Source organism: Alteribacter populi (assembly GCF_002352765.1).
Classification (GTDB): domain Bacteria; phylum Bacillota; class Bacilli; order Bacillales; family Salisediminibacteriaceae; genus Alteribacter; species Alteribacter populi.
In genome coordinates this window covers 2,313,957-2,332,039 of the sequence record NZ_KZ293963.1, presented here as the reverse complement: position 1 = coordinate 2,332,039, position 18,083 = coordinate 2,313,957, and the positions used below count along the sequence as shown (strand labels likewise).

General features: G+C 41.8%; 19 protein-coding genes. 16 read left to right on the top strand and 3 right to left on the bottom strand.

The genetic code is table 11. The features are described 5' to 3' along the window. Positions 1-248: 248 nt before the first annotated feature. Positions 249-2,297 carry a peptidoglycan D,D-transpeptidase FtsI family protein gene (locus tag CDZ94_RS11300; protein WP_096437097.1) on the top strand — a complete coding sequence of 683 codons (2,049 nt, stop codon included), beginning with the start codon at positions 249-251 and terminating at the stop codon, positions 2,295-2,297. Positions 2,298-2,544: 247 nt separating this feature from the next. On the opposite strand, the gene CDZ94_RS11295 is transcribed toward CDZ94_RS11300, so the two are convergent. Both CDZ94_RS11295 and CDZ94_RS11290 read right to left on the bottom strand, forming a co-directional pair. Then, positions 2,545-2,862, bottom strand: coding sequence for a helix-turn-helix domain-containing protein (locus tag CDZ94_RS11295; protein WP_157911746.1), 318 nt, complete (start codon positions 2,860-2,862; stop codon positions 2,545-2,547). Between the two features lie 473 nt (positions 2,863-3,335). Beyond that, a complete protein-coding gene (locus CDZ94_RS11290; protein WP_096437093.1) occupies positions 3,336-3,971 on the bottom strand; it encodes a YigZ family protein in 636 nt (211 codons plus the stop codon). 362 nt (positions 3,972-4,333) lie between these two features. Between CDZ94_RS11290 and CDZ94_RS11285 the strand changes: the two genes are divergently transcribed. From CDZ94_RS11285 to CDZ94_RS11210, 15 genes are all read left to right on the top strand, one after another. Continuing rightward, positions 4,334-5,461 carry a sensor histidine kinase gene (locus tag CDZ94_RS11285; RefSeq protein ID WP_096440774.1) on the top strand — a complete coding sequence of 376 codons (1,128 nt, stop codon included), beginning with the start codon at positions 4,334-4,336 and terminating at the stop codon, positions 5,459-5,461. A gap of 197 nt (positions 5,462-5,658) precedes the next feature. Next, positions 5,659-6,357, top strand: a complete 699-nt coding sequence (locus CDZ94_RS11280; RefSeq protein WP_096437091.1) for a response regulator — start codon at positions 5,659-5,661, stop codon at positions 6,355-6,357. A gap of 506 nt (positions 6,358-6,863) precedes the next feature. Further along, positions 6,864-7,715: a DegV family protein gene (locus CDZ94_RS11275; protein WP_096437089.1), complete on the top strand. Its 852-nt coding sequence runs from the start codon at positions 6,864-6,866 to the stop codon at positions 7,713-7,715. 800 nt (positions 7,716-8,515) lie between these two features. Next, complete coding sequence (locus CDZ94_RS11265) at positions 8,516-9,652, top strand: ATP-dependent helicase ComFA (RefSeq protein WP_198546712.1); 1,137 nt, start codon at positions 8,516-8,518, stop codon at positions 9,650-9,652. A gap of 4 nt (positions 9,653-9,656) precedes the next feature. After that, complete coding sequence (locus tag CDZ94_RS11260) at positions 9,657-10,010, top strand: hypothetical protein (RefSeq protein WP_096437083.1); 354 nt, start codon at positions 9,657-9,659, stop codon at positions 10,008-10,010. Positions 10,011-10,020: 10 nt separating this feature from the next. Then, complete coding sequence (locus CDZ94_RS11255) at positions 10,021-10,287, top strand: ComF family protein (protein ID WP_342587642.1); 267 nt, start codon at positions 10,021-10,023, stop codon at positions 10,285-10,287. Between the two features lie 79 nt (positions 10,288-10,366). Next, complete coding sequence (locus CDZ94_RS11250) at positions 10,367-10,783, top strand: TIGR03826 family flagellar region protein (protein ID WP_096437079.1); 417 nt, start codon at positions 10,367-10,369, stop codon at positions 10,781-10,783. 128 nt (positions 10,784-10,911) lie between these two features. Then, positions 10,912-11,169 (top strand): flagellar biosynthesis anti-sigma factor FlgM, encoded by a 258-nt coding sequence (flgM, locus tag CDZ94_RS11245; RefSeq protein ID WP_096437077.1) that lies wholly within the window; start codon positions 10,912-10,914, stop codon positions 11,167-11,169. A 21-nt stretch (positions 11,170-11,190) separates the two neighbouring features. After that, a complete protein-coding gene (locus CDZ94_RS11240) occupies positions 11,191-11,679 on the top strand; it encodes a flagellar protein FlgN (RefSeq protein ID WP_157812110.1) in 489 nt (162 codons plus the stop codon). Positions 11,680-11,739: 60 nt separating this feature from the next. Beyond that, positions 11,740-13,368: a flagellar hook-associated protein FlgK gene (flgK, locus tag CDZ94_RS11235; protein ID WP_096437073.1), complete on the top strand. Its 1,629-nt coding sequence runs from the start codon at positions 11,740-11,742 to the stop codon at positions 13,366-13,368. 29 nt (positions 13,369-13,397) lie between these two features. Further along, complete coding sequence (gene flgL, locus CDZ94_RS11230) at positions 13,398-14,558, top strand: flagellar hook-associated protein FlgL (protein ID WP_096437071.1); 1,161 nt, start codon at positions 13,398-13,400, stop codon at positions 14,556-14,558. A gap of 73 nt (positions 14,559-14,631) precedes the next feature. Then, positions 14,632-15,207, top strand: coding sequence for a DUF6470 family protein (locus tag CDZ94_RS11225; RefSeq protein ID WP_096437069.1), 576 nt, complete (start codon positions 14,632-14,634; stop codon positions 15,205-15,207). A gap of 106 nt (positions 15,208-15,313) precedes the next feature. Beyond that, positions 15,314-15,772: a flagellar assembly protein FliW gene (gene fliW / locus CDZ94_RS11220; protein WP_425352537.1), complete on the top strand. Its 459-nt coding sequence runs from the start codon at positions 15,314-15,316 to the stop codon at positions 15,770-15,772. Positions 15,773-15,774: 2 nt separating this feature from the next. Beyond that, complete coding sequence (csrA, locus tag CDZ94_RS11215) at positions 15,775-16,005, top strand: carbon storage regulator CsrA (protein WP_096437065.1); 231 nt, start codon at positions 15,775-15,777, stop codon at positions 16,003-16,005. Between the two features lie 267 nt (positions 16,006-16,272). After that, the gene (locus CDZ94_RS11210; protein WP_096437063.1) at positions 16,273-16,968 is read left to right on the top strand and encodes a response regulator transcription factor; all 696 of its coding nucleotides are present in this window, start codon (positions 16,273-16,275) and stop codon (positions 16,966-16,968) included. Between the two features lie 398 nt (positions 16,969-17,366). On the opposite strand, the gene CDZ94_RS11205 is transcribed toward CDZ94_RS11210, so the two are convergent. After that, positions 17,367-17,849, bottom strand: coding sequence for a competence protein ComK (locus tag CDZ94_RS11205; protein WP_157911745.1), 483 nt, complete (start codon positions 17,847-17,849; stop codon positions 17,367-17,369). Positions 17,850-18,083: the final 234 nt, after the last annotated feature.

Sequence of the window (18,083 nt, the reverse complement as noted above, 5' to 3'; positions counted from 1 at the left end):
CTCTTGTATCAAATTCTATCACTGTATTGTAAGACGTGAAAAACGGAAAATAAGTTTCATAAAATTAAATAATTCTTATCTATTTTACCCGAAATTAAAAAGAAGGTAAACAAATAGTTAAGAAGGGCCAAGTTTTACTAACTATGTAAAGAATTTTTACGAGGTTTAATTACAAAATAAGACGAATTATGATAGCAATGGTAATATATAAATAGAGTAGAGTAAGTCTAAAGAGGGGGGAATATTGCATGAGTGTGAAGGCCTTAGTACATAGAAGTTTTCTGTATATTGGATTCTTGCTTGTGCTCGATGGGTGTTCTGGGGATGAGCAAAATCCAGAAGTAACGTTAGAAGGATACGTCAGTGCTTGGGAAGAGCAAGGGTATGGGGAGATGAGTGAATTTCTTGATCTCAGCTCTCAGAGTGAGTATGGTGGCTCCTTTACTGAAAGGTTTGCTGAAGTTCATGAAAAGATGGAGGTTTCTTCTATTCAAGTGAACTATGAGCCTAGAGATTTTGAGGAAGAGGAAATCGATTGGGATGAGGTCAATGAACTAACGTATCCTGTTGGTGTTGAAATGGAGACGGTTGCGGGTTCATTGAATTATGATACTGAGATTCAGCTTGTAATGGAAGTGGTTGAAGAAGACGGGGACGAAGTTGAAGTGTGGAGTGTTGTCTTCGATCCAAGTCATTTGTTTATGGGCTTTAATGAGTTTGATGATCAAGTGGTGATGGAAACTGTCGATCCTGAAAGCCGTGGACAGATTTTTGATCGTAATGGCGAGAGCTTGGCGGTAAATGGCGCGTTTTATCAAATTGGGTTTCAGTATGGAAACATTGAGGATTTAAAAGGTGAAGCTGAGGAGCTGGCTGATTTGTTAGGGCTTGACGCAGAGACAGTGGAAGAGCAAGCCGTCGTTTATGAAGAGAACCCGGATTGGATGGCTCCTGTGATGAGTGTACCAATGGCAGATGAGCGTGTGGATGAGGTTCGTGCAGCAAATATCCCTGGTGTCGTGGTCCAAACCACTGAGGGGCGCGAATACCCTTACCAAGGTCTTACTGGTCACCTGACGGGTTATATTCAAGAGGTGAGTGCAGAAGACTTGGAAAGGGAAGAGTGGTCTGGGTACAGAGCGGGAACGTATATTGGACAGCGCGGATTGGAGCTAGCTTATGAGGAGCAGCTTCGTGGTGAAGTAGGGTTTGAGATACGTGTTGAGGATAGTGCTGGCAGTACACGAGAGGTGCTCGTTCGAACCGATCCGGAAGACGGTGAAGATCTGCATTTAACACTAGATGTAAATGTGCAGCAAGAACTATTTGATGCGATCGGTGACGAAGCAGGTAGCGGTGTTGTGATGGACCCTGAAACAGGGGAGGTCTTAGCACTGGTTAGCCGGCCTGTATTTGATCCGAACCAAGTTTATTTAGGAACAAGCTCCCCAGAACGGACGGAGTGGGTTGAAGACGAGCGTGATGTGAACCCTATCCGCTTTAATGGGATTTATTCTCCAGGTTCTGTGTTTAAACCAATTACCGCAGCTATAGGCATAGAGGAAGGGACGCTTGACCCGAATGAGGTTGTCAACATTGATGGGGAGCAGTGGCAGGCAAGTAGTGATTGGGGCGGGTACCGAGTGACCCGTGTGAACCCGAATGTGTCGGAAGTAGATTTAGAGACAGCAATGACGTATTCCGATAACATTTACTTTGCCCAACAAGCATTGGCGATTGGTGAGGAGCCGTTGACATCGTGGGCTGAGGAGTTTGGGATTGGTGAAGAATTTCCTTTTGAGTATCCGTTAAATGAGTCGCGACTCGCTAATGAAGGCCTTACTTCTGATATCCTCCTTGCAGATACCGGTTACGGACAAGGGGAGCTGCAAATGAGCCCAGTACATTTGACGGCATTGTATACGATGTTTGTAAATGAAGGAAGTATTATGCAGCCGACCCTTTTAGAGGGTAGTGACACGGAGGTGTGGAACGAATCGGTAATTGCCGAGGAAACCGCATCGATCGTACTCGATACGATGAAAGCAGTTGTTGAAGACTCTAACGGAACGGCGCATCGAAGCAATCCAGGACACAACCGAACGCTTGCCGGAAAAACTGGAACCGCGGAAATTAAAGATTCCCAAGCAGAAGATGTAGAAGGTGATCGCATTGGTTGGTACACAAGTATCGATGTGGAGGAGCAGGATTACCTTGTAACGATGATGATAGAAGGCCGAGGCAGTGGTGATGTTGTAGACATGGCCAATGAGTTTTGGTCAAGAGTTGGAGAATAATTTGGTCAAAGAAGACTGCTAGAAGTAAAAGTACTTTCGGCAGTCTTTTTTGTAAGGTAAATTATAAGAGGACAGCTACGTTCACGCCGCTCGCCTCAAGGGAAAAGCATCCTTGAGACTTTTCCCTTGAGGCGAGCTAGTACTGTTTTTAATAAAAGACCGCTATGCGGTTTTTCTTATATAGCAGTTGGGTGGCCTATTTTTATGATTCAAAAAACGAACGGCGATGTGTCCCGTTCGTTTTAGCTTATCTTTTTGTTTTCCTTACATGTGTACGGTAAAGCTCGAGCTGGTCCCTTAAGAATTCTACTTCCTCAAAGCTTAACGCGTCTTTGGTGATCTCCGTCTCTTTTGAAGGTGCGGGCATCTCCATACCTAACAAATAGTCAGTGGAAACGTTGAAAAAGCGTGCGAAGTCACAAACGAGGGCAAAGGAAGGTTGACGTTCACCCCGCTCATACATGCTCACTGAACTTTTACTAATATTAAGCTGTCTAGACAATGATTCTTGATTAATATTTTGCTCAATGCGAAGTCTGCGCAAGCGTTCTCCAAAAGTTCCCATATACATCACCAAGTCAAATGTATCATGGGCTGGAGAGATTTAAGTATTGATGTCACGATAAGTGTTGTTTATTCACAATGAGTGTATTTAGAGGGTAGGGAAGGTACTTCTTTCTACTGTGAGGTGTGTCGATATTTCGTGTTATTTGTCGAATCCTCGATATTATCAACATTTCCGCTGATATGTGCGACATTTCCGCCGATAAATGTATAGACAAGCGGCTCGAAAGATTAAAAATAACGGCTTTTAACTCTCAACTATAAAGAAGGAAGGAGATATACAATAAAAGCACCTTTGTCCGAAGAGGTGCTTGAGGTAAATAACACGATTTTTTTAAAATCTACGTTTCGATGTCTAGCTCCAGACCCCATCAGCTCGTGTCAAATAACCTGCCCGATTAAAAGTAAAAAGCACTTTTTATCGGGCAGAACATTTGCATTTCGCTGATAAGCGGGCGCCTTGCGCTTTTCTTGTTATTCCACATCAATTTCCAAGTAGGTTTGTTCTGTTTTTTCAATCTCGCATTGTCCGCTCGTTAAGTTGGTCATTCGTTCTTCAAAAGCAGCTTCTTCACCGCTGCTTACGTAGGTTTCTACGGTAACCCGATCTAGATAATGAATTTCTTTTAATAAAAATTGGGATCCGCGTAGTTCGTTTTCGACTTTCCCTAATAACGTGTAGTCAATGGATGTTTTATAGACTTGCATGAGTTTACGTTCTACAACGCCCGTGGCGGATATTCCTTCAGATGTAGCAGAGCCGTATGCGCGAATTAGCCCGCCGGCGCCTAGTTTTATTCCTCCGAAATAGCGGGTGACGACTATGACTGTGTCTTTAAGGTTGCGCTTTTTTAACACTTCTAACATCGGTACTCCGGCAGTGCCGCTGGGTTCTCCGTCGTCATTGGCTTTTTGAATTTGATCGCGTTCCCCGATCATGTAGGCGGAACAGTTATGAGCTGCGTTCCAGTGTTGTTTCTTTATTTTTTCAATGAAGGCACTCGCCTCTTCTTCCGTCGTCACGCGTTCGACATAAGCAATAAAGCGTGACTTCTGTATAACAATTTCGTGTTCTCCGTATTCTTTTATTGTATAATAAGACGTTAGCATGATATCTCTCCTGACCATGGGTTAAGGAAAAAGTTCAGAACATGAAAAAATCTCAAAAGTGCCATAAAGCCGTCCTGAAATATTAGTTTTAGGGTAAGATGGAAAAGAAATGGTGTCAAGTTTCTGATAATTTGTTTAAAAAAAGAGGAACATGGCATCCTTTAGCGAATTATAACTTTAGTATGTCTAACAGAAATCGTTTGTTTTACCATCGTTTGGATGAAAATTCCTCTATAGGGAATGAATATCCCCCATAAATATCTAGTCAAAATCGAACAGATATTGCATGGAGGTTCCAGCGTATTAGGCCTGAAGGTGCTTGGTGTTAGGGGGTGTAACCGGTGGAACAACAAGGGACAGAAATTGAAAAGACGCAGCAGTTAGATAACATTTTAAATGGGATGATGGACACAGTAGGAAAAAGCAAGGAACAGATTTTTGGCATCGGGGAACAGTCTCGTAACGACTATGAACAACTTAAAGCGGAGCTTACAGATGTCCAAAATAAAGTGATTGATATTATTGAAAATACAGAGCGGATGGAACTACGCTCCCGCTTTGCTCGGAACCGTCTCGCTGAGGTGAGTAAACATTTCGCCAATTATAGTGATAATGAAGTGAAAGAAGCTTATGAGGTGGCGAATGATTATCAAGTACAGCTCGCTGTACTTCGGCAGGAAGAAAAGCTGTTACGTGAGAGACGGGATAGTATCGAGCGCCGGCTGATGAAGTTAAAAGGTACGATTGAAAAAGCGGAGACATTGGTTGCACAAATTAATGTTGTGATTCATTATTTAACAGGGGATTTGCAAAACATTAGTGAAATGGTTGCAGATGCGAAAGAAATGCAGAAATTTGGGTTAAAAATCATTGAAGCTCAAGAGGAAGAACGAAAGCGGCTTTCCAGAGAGATTCATGATGGACCAGCGCAAATGATGGCCAATGTCATGCTCCGTTCTGAGTTAGTAGAACGAATTTACGCAGAGAATGGTATAGACGAAGCGATGAAAGAGATACGCGACCTCCGGAAAATGGTCCGGTCATCATTAGCTGAAGTTAGAAGGATTATTTACGACCTTAGGCCAATGGCCCTAGATGACCTCGGGCTAGTGCCTACTATTTCAAAATATCTAAAGAACTTTCAAGAACATAGTGGTTTAAATATTTCCTTTCGTAACATTGGTCGGGAAATCCGACTTCCTTCTGAAATGGAAGTGGCTATTTTCCGATTTATTCAAGAGTCGGTTCAAAATGCGTACAAGCATGCTGAGCCTAGTCAGGTTACTGTGAAAATTGAATTGAAGCCAACAAAAGCAATGGCAATTATTAAAGATGACGGAAAAGGCTTTGATCCAGAAGAGAAAAAGGAAGGTTCCTTTGGTCTTTTAGGAATGAAAGAGCGTGTAAATATGCTCGACGGTCAACTGACGATTGATTCAAAACCAGATGCCGGGACTTTAATCATGGTTCAAATCCCGATTTCGCAATAACTGGAAAAAGAACATAGCGAAGAATCCGTCTTTTGATGCGTTCATATTTTTACTCAAAACGTCGATGATACTATAAGGGAGGGGTTTACACCAGAGTTTCTGGAATTTGAACTACCTCTAAAATAAAAGAATCAATCAATAGATAAAATAGACAGACCAATATTCAGGTAGTAGGGTCCTGGAGGAGGAGAACTGGTATGAGCGAAAGAGATAGCATTAATATCATTATTATTGACGATCACCAACTGTTTCGTGAAGGTGTAAAGCGTATTCTTGCAATGGAAAAGTCGTTTGAAATCGTAGCGGAAGGAAGCGATGGAGACGCAGCTGTAGAATTGGTTCGCGAGCATGAACCTGATGTCGTACTGATGGACATCAACATGCCAAACGTTAATGGTGTAGAAGCCACGAAAAACTTAGTCGATACGTTTCCGGAAGTAAAAGTCCTTATTCTATCAATCCATGATGACGAAACATATGTTACCCACGTTTTAAAAACGGGGGCAGACGGTTATTTATTGAAGGAAATGGATACTGATGCGTTGATTGAAGCTGTTAAAGTCGTAGCTGAAGGTGGTGCGTACATTCACCCTAAAGTTACCCATAACTTGATCAATGAATATCGTCGTCTCGCAAACGATGATAAAGAAGAAGCGGAAATCGGTTTCCGTGAAGTCGAGTATCGTCGTCCATTACATTTACTTACGCGCCGGGAGTGTGAAGTTCTCCAGCTTATGACTGACGGTAGAAGTAACCGCGCGATTGGCGAAGCTCTCTATATTAGTGAAAAAACGGTTAAAAACCACGTAAGTAATATTTTGCAGAAAATGAACATGAATGACCGTACTCAAGCCGTTGTCGATGCGATTAAAAATGGCTGGGTGAAAGTGAATTAATTAATGAGCAAACATACCAACAGTCTTCGATTTGATGGCGGCGCATTTTGCGTCGCCTTTGTTTTATGCTTTGGCTCTGTTTAAAGCAAGTTGTTAGTATTGTGACTCGCTGTCGGTCGACGCTTTTCGTGGGCACGGCTCGAGCTTTTCCTGCTGGAGCCGGAACCTTCACTCACCACAATCCAGCAACTCGGCGTTAACTTCTTTGATAACAACACTAAACTTTAACAGAGCCTATACTTTAAGAAAATTTAGGATCTTCATAGGAATAAAGTATAAGCACAACAAAGGTTTGGCGGTAAGCTAAGTTTTTCTTTAGAAGATAAGTATATGTGGACAGCTACCTTCACGCCGTTCGCTGTCGGGAATTGTTTCTCTCTTTCTGTGAATAAAGATAGACAAGCTTACCTAATAATTGATACTATTTTATTAAGAAGAGAAACTTGAAATGACGCAAAATAGCGAGTCTGATAAACTTCTAATAAAAGAAAGAAGGGAGGATGCGTATGAGTAAAATAGCTGTAATTACAGATAGTACCTCTTACATTCCAACAGAAATACGTGAAGAACATAACATTACGATGATTCCTCTTAATGTCATCTTTGGTGAAGAAGCGTATAAAGAAGAGTGGGAAATCACAACCGATCAGTTTTATGAGGAAATGAAAGAAAAAGAAACCTTGCCGAAAACATCCCAACCGGCAGTCGGACTTTTTGAAGAGATTTATGAAAAACTCGCCCAGGATCACGACGAAATTATCGTCGTTACGCTGTCCAGCGGAATTAGCGGCACTTACCAGACAGCTGTCAGTGCAGCGAACATAATGGAGGGTGTTGAAATTCACGTCTTCGATTCAGAAATCAGCTGTATGCCCCAAGGATTCTTTGCGATTGAAGCATCAAAAATGGCGAAGGAAGAGAAATCTTCCCGTGAAATTCTCGAACACCTCCATCACATGCGTGACCGTACCCAAGCCTATTTTATGGCTGATGATTTAAGTCACCTTCACCGCGGTGGACGTTTAAACGGCGCTCAACTTTTTGTTGGCAGCCTGCTGCAAATCAAACCGGTTCTACATTTTGAAAACAAAGTGATTGTCCCGTTTGAAAAAGTCCGTACTGCAAAAAAAGCGCTGGCTCGTATTGAAAGCTTGCTCGATGAAGACGCGGGCTCCGGAAAAGAAATGGATATTGTCGTGATTCACGCCAACCGTCCAGATAAAGCCGAAGAAATTGCCGAAAAACTAAGAGGGACGTATCCAAATGCCACTGTTTATGTTAGCTATTTTGGTCCTGTTATCGGCACCCACTTAGGCGAAGGCAGCTTAGGAATCGGCTGGGTCAGACCAGAAGGATAATGATTTTTGAAGCACGCTCTCATTTTGATGGGGGTGTGTTTTTGTTTTGGGAGGGGAAACTAGAAGGCTGCGGCGTTTGACCAGAAAGCGAGAGCGATTGACTAGAAAGAGGGGCGTTGACCAGGAAGCAAGCGCGTTTGATTAGAAAGCGGGAGCATTTGACTAGAAAACCCGAGCGTTTGGCTAGAACCCACCCAAAATTCTCCTGCAAACTCCAAAAACCATCCCCCTAACATAAAGTTTCCATCCGCCCTACTTCCACTTCCACCCTCCCTTTCGAAAAGAACACTACCTCGAAACATAACATTCCTCTGTGATAAGCTAACCCAAATAAACAAGAAAGGACAATCGCTACTATGAGATTTTACGCTGGAAAACTTTCGGAATGGAGCGAGCAGCATTCCGACTTCCTCCCACAAGACGCCCCACCTCCACACTCACTGTGGCTGATCCCCGAACCGCTTCTATCATCAAAACCCGCACCTCACCTCAAAAGAATAATAGACCTCCCTGCTAAAGAGCTGCACTTCCCAAAACCGAACCCGGCTTTCACTCCTAACCCAAATCTAACAAACTCTCTCAATGGACGCCGGCTTCTAGTTGATGAAATTCTACCACAATTCGATTTAAAAACGCTCCACATGCATGTAGCAAACGGATACCTCAAGTATGCTCCCGGCTTAAAATCAGAACATAACATTCTCGAGTGCCATCGATGCGGTAATCGCGATCAGAAACAATTTGCTTCTTACCCTTGTTTTCGATGTAAACAGGAGTGCTCTTATTGCCGAAGCTGCCTCATGATGGGGAGAGTTGGCAGGTGTTCTCCCTTAATTTTATCCAATCATGCATCTATTTTCTGGCCGCGAAAGGACCCTATTCTCGGATGGGAAGGCACGCTTTCTTCTCAACAACAAAAAGCTTCGACATTTTTAGTAGGTGCGGTAAATGACCAGGTGCAACAGCCGTCTGTAAGGGAATGCTTAATCTGGGCTGTGTGTGGAGCTGGTAAAACTGAAATGTTGTTTGAAGGTATTTTAACCGCATTAAGGCAAAATCTCCGTGTTCTTGTTGCGACTCCGCGAGCGGACGTTGTTCGTGAGCTGGAGCCTCGAATAAAGGAGGCGTTTCCTCATACAACAGTCGCTTCCTTTTACGGGGGAGTTGCAGACCGGTTTGCTCATGGTGAAATTACAATTAGCACGACACATCAGCTGCTGCGGTATTACCGAAATTTTGACGTCGTTATCATTGATGAAGTGGATGCTTTTCCTTTTGATCATGATCCGAAGCTGAGGTATGCGGTGAAACAAGCGGCGAAATCACAGCATCTAACGGTATTTGTAACTGCGACACCGGATTCATCAATGCAATCATTAGCGGCTAATGGAAAACTAGAAACAGTGAAGGTAGCGAAGCGATTTCATGGTTATCCATTGCCTGTTCCTCGTTTCCAATGGGCTTCAGGCTGGCGTAAAAAAGCGAAAAAAGCGCAAGTTCCTTCCCTCGTTCTTGATTGGTTAACAACGATTCTTTCGCAAAAAAAACAAGCATTTCTTTTTGTTCCGAGTATCCGGCTTCTTGAGCTCGTTCTTCCTACATTGAAAAATCATTTGGACAATGTTGAAGGGGTCTACTCTGAAGATAAACAAAGAAAAGAGAAGGTTGAACAATTTCGTAAAGGAAATATCCGGTTGTTACTATCAACGACGATTCTTGAACGAGGGGTGACAGTTAAAGGGGTGCAAGTTGGGGTGTTAGGTGCGGATGACGGTGTTTTTACGGAATCGGCACTCGTTCAAATTGCTGGAAGGGCAGGAAGAAGTCCCGAAGAACCTAAGGGAGATGTTGTTTACTTTCATGATGGGAAAACACGAGCGATGGTTCGGGCAAAAAGACAAATTGAATTAATGAATGAACTGGGGAACGTGAGGTGACAGAATGAACTGGAAAGTGGTAATGGAGGAAGCAGAAACGTGTATTTTATGTGCAGAGCCTTTTAAAGGTACGATGAGTTGGGCTGTCTTTTGGGGAATGACAACCGGTAGTAACGTTTGTGAAAGGTGTCGTGAAAAGTTTGAATTGATTCATAAAAAGAAGAGCTGTAACGGCTGTAGTAAACCTCATTCATCAGAAGAACACTGGCTTTGTGACGATTGTACTCGTTGGCAAAAGGACCCTTTTTGGTCGGAGTACCCTTTTTTGAATCGTTCTCTCTACTCGTACACCTCTTTTTTAAAAGAAATGATGGCTCGTTTTAAATACCGTGGAGATGCTTTTATAGCGGGGGTTTAATCAAGCAGAGCTGCTTGCGAGGCTTGTCGCGCCTGTTGATTTACTTGAACGAACGATCCCCGCAGAAAAACAAAGCAAGCGACTAAGAAAAGAAAGAATCGCAGCTTTACAGGGGCAGTTTCAAATGAAGCAGTCAAAGTCATCGGAAATTAAGAATAAACGGATCGTCATTGTGGATGATATTTACACGACAGGTGCAACGATTCGAAGTGCTGCTCGAGTCCTTTATGAGCATGGTGCTAAAGAGGTACGAGGGGTGACGGTGGCAAGGGCGTAAGAAACTCGCTCACATCAGCTAAAAGTTCTGAGATTCCAACCGATATATACGCTAGGAAAGTAATTTGGGAGGAATGGATATGGCAGAGCTAAGTAATTGCCCACGGTGTGACGCGCTTTTTGTAAAGTCACTGAACAACGTATGCCAGAAATGTTATCGTGAGGTTGAAGAAATGTTTGAGACTGTCTACACGTACATTCGTAAAAAGGAAAATCGGAAAGCAAGTCTCCAGGAAGTTCATGTAGCAACAGGTGTAGATGAAGAGCAGATTGTCCGCTTCATTAAAGAAGGCCGTCTGCATCTTGCGCAGTTTCCAAATTTAACGTATCCGTGTGAAAAATGCAGCAATCCGATTCGAGAAGGCCGCATTTGTAACCCGTGTCTTACAGGGATTCAATCTGATTTAAAACAAGCTGAAAGTGAAAAGCAACTTGCAGATCGTCGTGAAAAAGAAAGTCGAAAGGTGACTTATCATTCGGTAGATTTTAGAGATTAGGGCTGTTTATTGAAAAGAGCGAGGATCTGATATTAGACTTTTAGAGCTGCCTCTTTATAATTTCTAACAAATAACCGATATAATAGAAAGGAATCGTTTTCGAGAAAGAACCTAATGAGGTGATGGTAGTGAAAATTAATCCAATGCAGTCACTGCACGCGTACCGCCAACAAATGAATGGGAATGAACGGGAAAAACCGGTAAACAGTGCGAAGAAAGACGAGGTTCAGATTTCGGCCGAAGCGAAAAAAATGCAGGAAAGTACACCTTTTTCTCAGGCACGGACTGAAAAGGTTGAGCGAATTAAACAGCAGGTTGAGGATGGATCATACGAAATAAAGCATCAGGAAGTAGCGCGTAAATTTTATGAATACTGGTCTGAATAACGAGAAAATGAGGTGAGTGATGTGACAGAGTTAACGGCAATTTTAAAGCAATTAACACAACTGCACGAGCGCTTTAACGAGCAGGCTCTTGAGAAACGTGATGCTGTAAAAGTAGGCGATATGCAAGGGTTAGAAACGATAATGAAAACGGAGTCAGCTCTCATTCAAGAATTGCGGAAGCTTGAAAAAATGCGGCAGGTTGTCACATCCTCATGGCTGGAAAGCAGAGGGCTTGTGAAAGAAAACGTAACGGTCGAAGAAATTCTTACACATTTGGGTGAAAGCGACCGCGAAGAGATGAGCAAATGGCAGACTCGCCTAGTGGAACAAATTCAACTTCTTAAAGAAAAAAATGAATTGAATGAGCAATTAATACAAGAGTCGTTGCGTTTTGTAAACATGTCTTTAGATGCCGTCCAGCCACAACGAGAAACAGAAAATTATACACGACCGAATCAACAGATCAATGCTTACGACACTCCACAGTCCTTGTTTGATTCGAAAGCTTAATGAGAGGCGAGGTGTTCAATAACAAGGTTTTTGAACACTCATTTAGAGGAGGATATCTCGATGCAATCGACTTTTCACGGATTAGAAACAGCACGACGCGCGATCAATGCGCAACAAACAGCGATTCAAACGACGGGACACAATATAGCAAATGCGAATACACCAGGTTACTCAAGACAACGAGTCAATTTTTCACAAACAGAAGCATTTCCAAGTCCTGGTTTTAATAAACCGAATATACCTGGTCAAATTGGAACGGGTGTTAAAGCAGGTGAAGTGGAGCGAGTGCGTGAGGCTTTTCTTGATGTTCAATACCGTGCTGAGAACAATAAGCATGGCTATTGGGACAACCGTCATTCGGCCCTTGAAAAAATTGAAGACATCATGAATGAACCTACTGAAGACGGCTTGGCGCAAACAATGGACCGATTTTGGGAGTCACTACAGGATTTAAACGCGAACCCGGAAGATTCGGGGGCTCGTTCTGTTGTGAGACAACGCGGTGTTGCTTTAGCTGAAACATTTAATTATACGTACAATTCGCTTGAATCAATTCAAAAAGATTATAAAAGTGAAATTGGCGTAGAAACAGATCGGATGAATTCGTTACTAAACCAAATTAACGATATAAATAAACAGGTTGCTAGAATAGAACCGCATGGTGATTTGACAAATGATCTTTATGATAAACGAGATATGCTTGTCGATGAGCTCTCTCAATATGTCAACATTTCTGTTGAGCAAGTAGGAAGCGGCGGATTATCAAAGGAAACAGCCGATGGTAAATACACGATCAAACTTGCAGATGAAAGCGGAAATGATACAGGAGTGACTCTCGTTAACGGAAGAGACCTTGAAGCCAATCAATTCCGTGTCTCTTATGATGAAGATACAGGTCTTGTTGATAACATTTATGTTGCTTCTGCAAAGGCGCTGGAAAACAGCGAAGACGTTTCCGATCTTGAGGGTAAAAGCGGCGTCGTGAGCTTTAATAGTCTTGAAGATTTTAATTCTTATGGGAAATTCAGAGCTTCAATGGAAGCATACGGCTACATGGACGGGGAAGAAGAAGCAGGTTTGTTCCCAGAAATGATGCAGGCACTTGATCAAATGGTCCATACCTTCATTAGCGGTGAAGGTGGTTTTAATGAAACTCATTCAAACGGTTGGAGCCTTTACGAAATTGAGAATGGTGAGCATGAAGGCTTTGATTTTTTTGACTTTGCTTCAGGAGACGATCCAATTACAGAGGATAATATAAAAGGAGCAGCCCAACGGTTAAAAGTTTCGGATGATATTTTGGGAGACTTGGATAAAATTGCAGCGGCTAGTGAAGTAGACGGTGAGGCTTTTAGTGGAGATGGTAGCAATGCCTTGAATTTAGCGAACGTAAAGGATGCTGATCTCGATTTCAATGGCACAACAACGAACGTTCAAAGCTACTATCAAGGTGTGATTGGTGATATGGCTGTTAGCACGAACGAAGCAAACCGGATGGCTCGAAACACGGACCAGTTGCGGGAATCTGTGGAGGACCGTCGCCAATCTGTTAGTGGTGTTTCTTTAGATGAAGAAATGAGCAACCTCATACAGTTTCAGCACGCGTACAATGCAGCGGCAAGAAATTTAACCGTCATGGATGAAATGCTCGATCGGATTATTAACGGAATGGGTGTAGTTGGGCGGTAACTGAATTTAATAGAAAAAGGGTGTAAGAGATGCGTGTAACTCAATCGATGTTAATGAATAGTTCATTACGCAACACAAGCCAAAGCTACCAGCAGCTTCATAAGTTACAAAACCAGCTTTCCACAGGGAAGAAAATATCTCGTGCTTCACAAGATCCCGTCGTGGCTATGAATGGGATGCGTTACCGAACACAAGTAACGGAAGTTGAACAATTTAAACGAAATTTAAGTGAAGTGCATAATTGGATGGACAACGCCGATGCAACTTTGGATGAAACAACGAGTGCTTTAGAGCGTATTCGGGAGCTTACGGTCCAGGCTTCAAATGACACGTATGAAGAATCACAACGTGAAAATATTGCTAAAGAAGTAAAGCAGCTTCGTGAGCACCTTGAGTCGTTAGCAAACACCAAATCAAACAATAAATTCATCTTTAATGGGACGGATACAAGGAACGAGCCTGTTCAAGGAGACCTCATAGATGTCGGTCTTGGAAGCGAAGGGTTTCAAAACTGGGCAGCAGGAGAAGACACACAACACAGCTATCATATGACTCACCACGGTGAACGGTTTGAATTGGTCAGTGAGTTTGGAGAAGAACCAGCTGTATTTGAAAATGAAGCAAACGAGCAAATTGTCCTCAATGATTTTCCTAACGACCCATCAATTGAAAAACGATGGATGGATACGAATGCTGATGGTGAAGAAGTGGAGCGCACAGAAACATTAAAAGAACGTCAGATCGTGATTTCAGCCGATGAGGGTGTTTCGACAAACAAAAACAATGTCGAAATTGAACTGTTGAAAGGTGTAAACATCCCTGTCAACATAGATCCTGACAACGTCTTTTCTTCTGACTTTTTTGGAGACTTAATTCAACTAGAAAAAGCATTAGAAGACCCTTCAACTGAGGCATCCGAATTAACAAAGTTTATAGATTCGGTCGACCACCAAGCAGAAAAAGTGGTCAATGAGCGAGCTGAATTAGGTGCGCGCCAAAACCGTGTTGAGATGATAGAAGATCGGATAATGGAACAAGAAGTGATTTCAAAGCGCATACTTTCTGATAATGAAGATGCAGAGATGGAGAAAGTAATCTCCGAGCTCTTGAGCCAGGAAAATGTTCATCGTGCAGCATTAGCTTCTTCTGCAAGAATATTGCAGCCTTCTCTTATAGACTTCTTGAGATAATATTCCTTTTTTAAAGCGTCATCCGCTAAGGTGACGCTTTAACTATATAAGTGTAGTGGGAGGGAAACTGAAAGTGCAATTAGCACACATTCACATCCAATCACAAAACGCAGAGGTTGGTTTAACGCAAACACGACCGAATATGAACATTCGGCAGCATTCTGCGGTCATGCAAATCGATCAAGAGCTTGCAGGCACGTTAAGCATTAGTAAGACAGCCTCAAAGCTTTATATTAATCAAACGGAAGCCTTTGCCGATGCGAATTTAAAAAGTCCACTTCGAATGTCATCAGAATGGTCAGAGAAAGGGAAACAAGCGGTGATGAATTACATTACAAAAACGGCTCGTGACGGTGAACAGTTAAAGAAAATTGAAACGGGAGCCAAGGTCCTTCCCCAACTAGCTAAACAAAATGGCGAACGTCAGCCTAAAGAAGTAAATATCGGTTTTGTCCCGGAAAACGCATTTAAAGTAAAGCTTGATTATGAACCGTCACAGATTACAGTAGAAAGTGAGTGGCCGGATCCTAACATTCAATTTCACGTTCAGCCACCAGACATTCAGATACCAAAATGGGAAACTGATGTGTATTTACAGCAAAAAGAAGCCATTTCATTTCAAGCAACAAATGTCGACAAACGACTCTGATTATTGACTACGCTAAATATGTAAAAATATCTAAAATCACGTAGAAATACTATTGGCTTTCTTGAAAAAATTATCTAAAATAGAATTAACGTAAAACGATGGAGTGATGATTTTGCAAATAGAGACAAAATATTCAGGTATTATTGAGATTGAAGAGAAACAAATCATTCACTTTTCTCAAGGCATACCGAGTTTTGAAGACGAGCAAGCCTTTATTCTTCTTCCATTCAGTGAGGAACCAAGCCCATTTTACATTCTCCAGTCTGTTCATACCCCGGAACTTGCTTTCGTAATGGCCAACCCCTTTCCATTTTTCCCTGATTACAAAGTTGAGCTTTCTGATGGAACCATCGAACAGTTAGCTGTGGAAGAAAAAGATGATGTTGCGATCTTCACGATGCTTACAGTTAAAGATCCGTTTGAACAAACAACAACGAACCTTCGCGGACCGGTTGTAATCAACAGCCGAAACCAAAAAGCAAAACAGATTTTACTTAATGACTCTGAATACGATACGAGACATAGGCTATTAACAAAAGCTTCAGCCCAGGCAGGGGAGGCGTAACCATGCTAGTTCTGACAAGAAAACGAAATGAAACGATCAAAATTGGAGACGATATCGAAGTGAAGATTCTCGATATTGACGGCGATCAAATTAAAATAGGCATAGAAGCGCCTCGAAATGTCGATATCCACCGTAAAGAAATTTATGACACGATCCAGAAAGAAAACGAAGAAGCATCGAAAAATAATGTCGAATTATTAAAGAAATTATCTGAATCGGTCAAGAACTCGTAATTTTTTTTGTTAAACAAAAAGTCATAAATCGGGAGTTAGGAACTATTGTTTATGGTTGATTTTTAGTGTGGTAGTAAAATAGTCCGGTTTAAATTGGAAAACAAATAACAAATCATTAGGTTATGCAACAAATAGTCATATTAATGGTCAAAAAAACAAGAAAAGTCCCAATACCGACAGAAACAAAAAACGACAAACGAATCTTGTTAGAATGTCGAAATGTTTGATATGCTAATTTTAGCTAATTTTTGAAAGGGGATCCATTCGATGCTCACAATGACGAATACACAAACAGTAGCGACACCGAAGATCCTTTTTTTAGATCAATACGAAGTTCTAAATAAGGATAATCTGGATATCATGTCGCAAAGGTATCCTCATTATAAGTTTGATCGCCACTCCGCTCTTTCGAATATCGATACGCATTACACTAGCATAATCTTACTCGCAGATGGGTACGAGCGCGCTACAGTACGTAAGTTAAATGCACTCATCGATGCAGATCTTCAAACCAACCTTTTGATTGTGTCGGAAAGTAACAATCCTTCAGAACTATTACCTTACTTAACTAGTGATGTACAAGGGTTAATGTCGCTCCGTTACTTTATGGAAAATATGAGTTTTGTCATGAAGCAAACGGAGATGGGGACTACTTTTTTAGAGCCGAGCTATCATAAATCGTTAGTTTTAGAGATTGAAAGGATCAAACTACGTGAACAACCAATTAAAAAGCTAGTGTTACAAAAAGAATCTCTAAACGAAATGCTAACTGACAACGAGCAAAATGTATTACAGTTGTTATTAGAAGGGAAAAATAATTTGCAAATTTCCCAATCTTTGTACTTAGCCCCTTCTACCATCAGTACGATTATTAGTCATTTGTTAAAGAAAATCGAAGCCAATGATCGAACCGATGCTCTAGTGACAGCAATACGGAATGGCTGGGTAGATGCCTATCGGTAATTTTTAAACAAAAAATGTTCACTAAAGTGAACATTAGGATACTTACTTATTTGGAGGCATACATCGACCTCCTTTTTATTTTGGCTATTTTTAGAAGCTGTTCAAAAAGTCCGCTAAAAATAGCTATCGGAGAATAGGAGCTCCTGCTAAATACCGCCACGTCCTTTGGAATGCAGAAGTCACCCCATACTTGGGAAGCTCGCTAGCTTGCTTTCCACTCCTCAAGTATTAACACCATACGTTCCCGGTACTCGAAGACTTCGGCGCCTTGACCTACTTGGCTCTTTTGTTCCTTTTTGAACACGTTTTTCTAAAGTGTCCAAGGAAAGAGAAGCATCCTTATGCAAGGAGCTTGTTATGTAATTAGACGCTCATCTCACCTTGGATTGAGGTTGAGCTTAAAGCTTAGCAAAAAGGTTTATACAATGGGAAGCCCGTGTCATTTGTCTATCGAGAATATGCTTTGACACGTTTAAGTCTAGGTGTTGCCCTGTTGAAAAATGTACTCGTGATTGCGGCTTTTTCGTTGGTTGTTTGGCGTCGTGAACTTCAGATATTTTCTTGAGGTGTTGTGAAAACAACCATGCGCATTCGTAGATTTGCGGAGACTGTGTAGGAAATGCACAGATACGCCGGGAAATTGAAAGCGGAACTGGTACACGCTTTTGGAAACCGGTATGATAAAACACAGCATCTCTCCGTCCTGAAAAAGAGGATCCTCCACTTAAGCAAGAGACTTCAATGATTTTCAGGCACGGCATCGCAATGTACACAATTCGATCAATTTCAATGGCTTTCGATACATACACCGGATCTGCATTTGGCAATAGTGCTAACGTCTGATACCCAATCTCATATTCCTCTAAATAAACTTCTTTCATAATACCACTCTCCTTCATAGTCATTTCTATTTAGGTATTAACTACCATAAATACATAGTATTGTAATTTAAATGGAAACACCAGCATAATTAACCTCAAAACACGGAAAATTCTGTAATTTTTACGAATGTTCACATTATCGACACATTTAAACACGCATTTTAAGGAATTAACACAAAACGTGAAGAAAAAGATACTTACTTTTAAGAAAAAGTCGAAATTTACCCAAAAAAC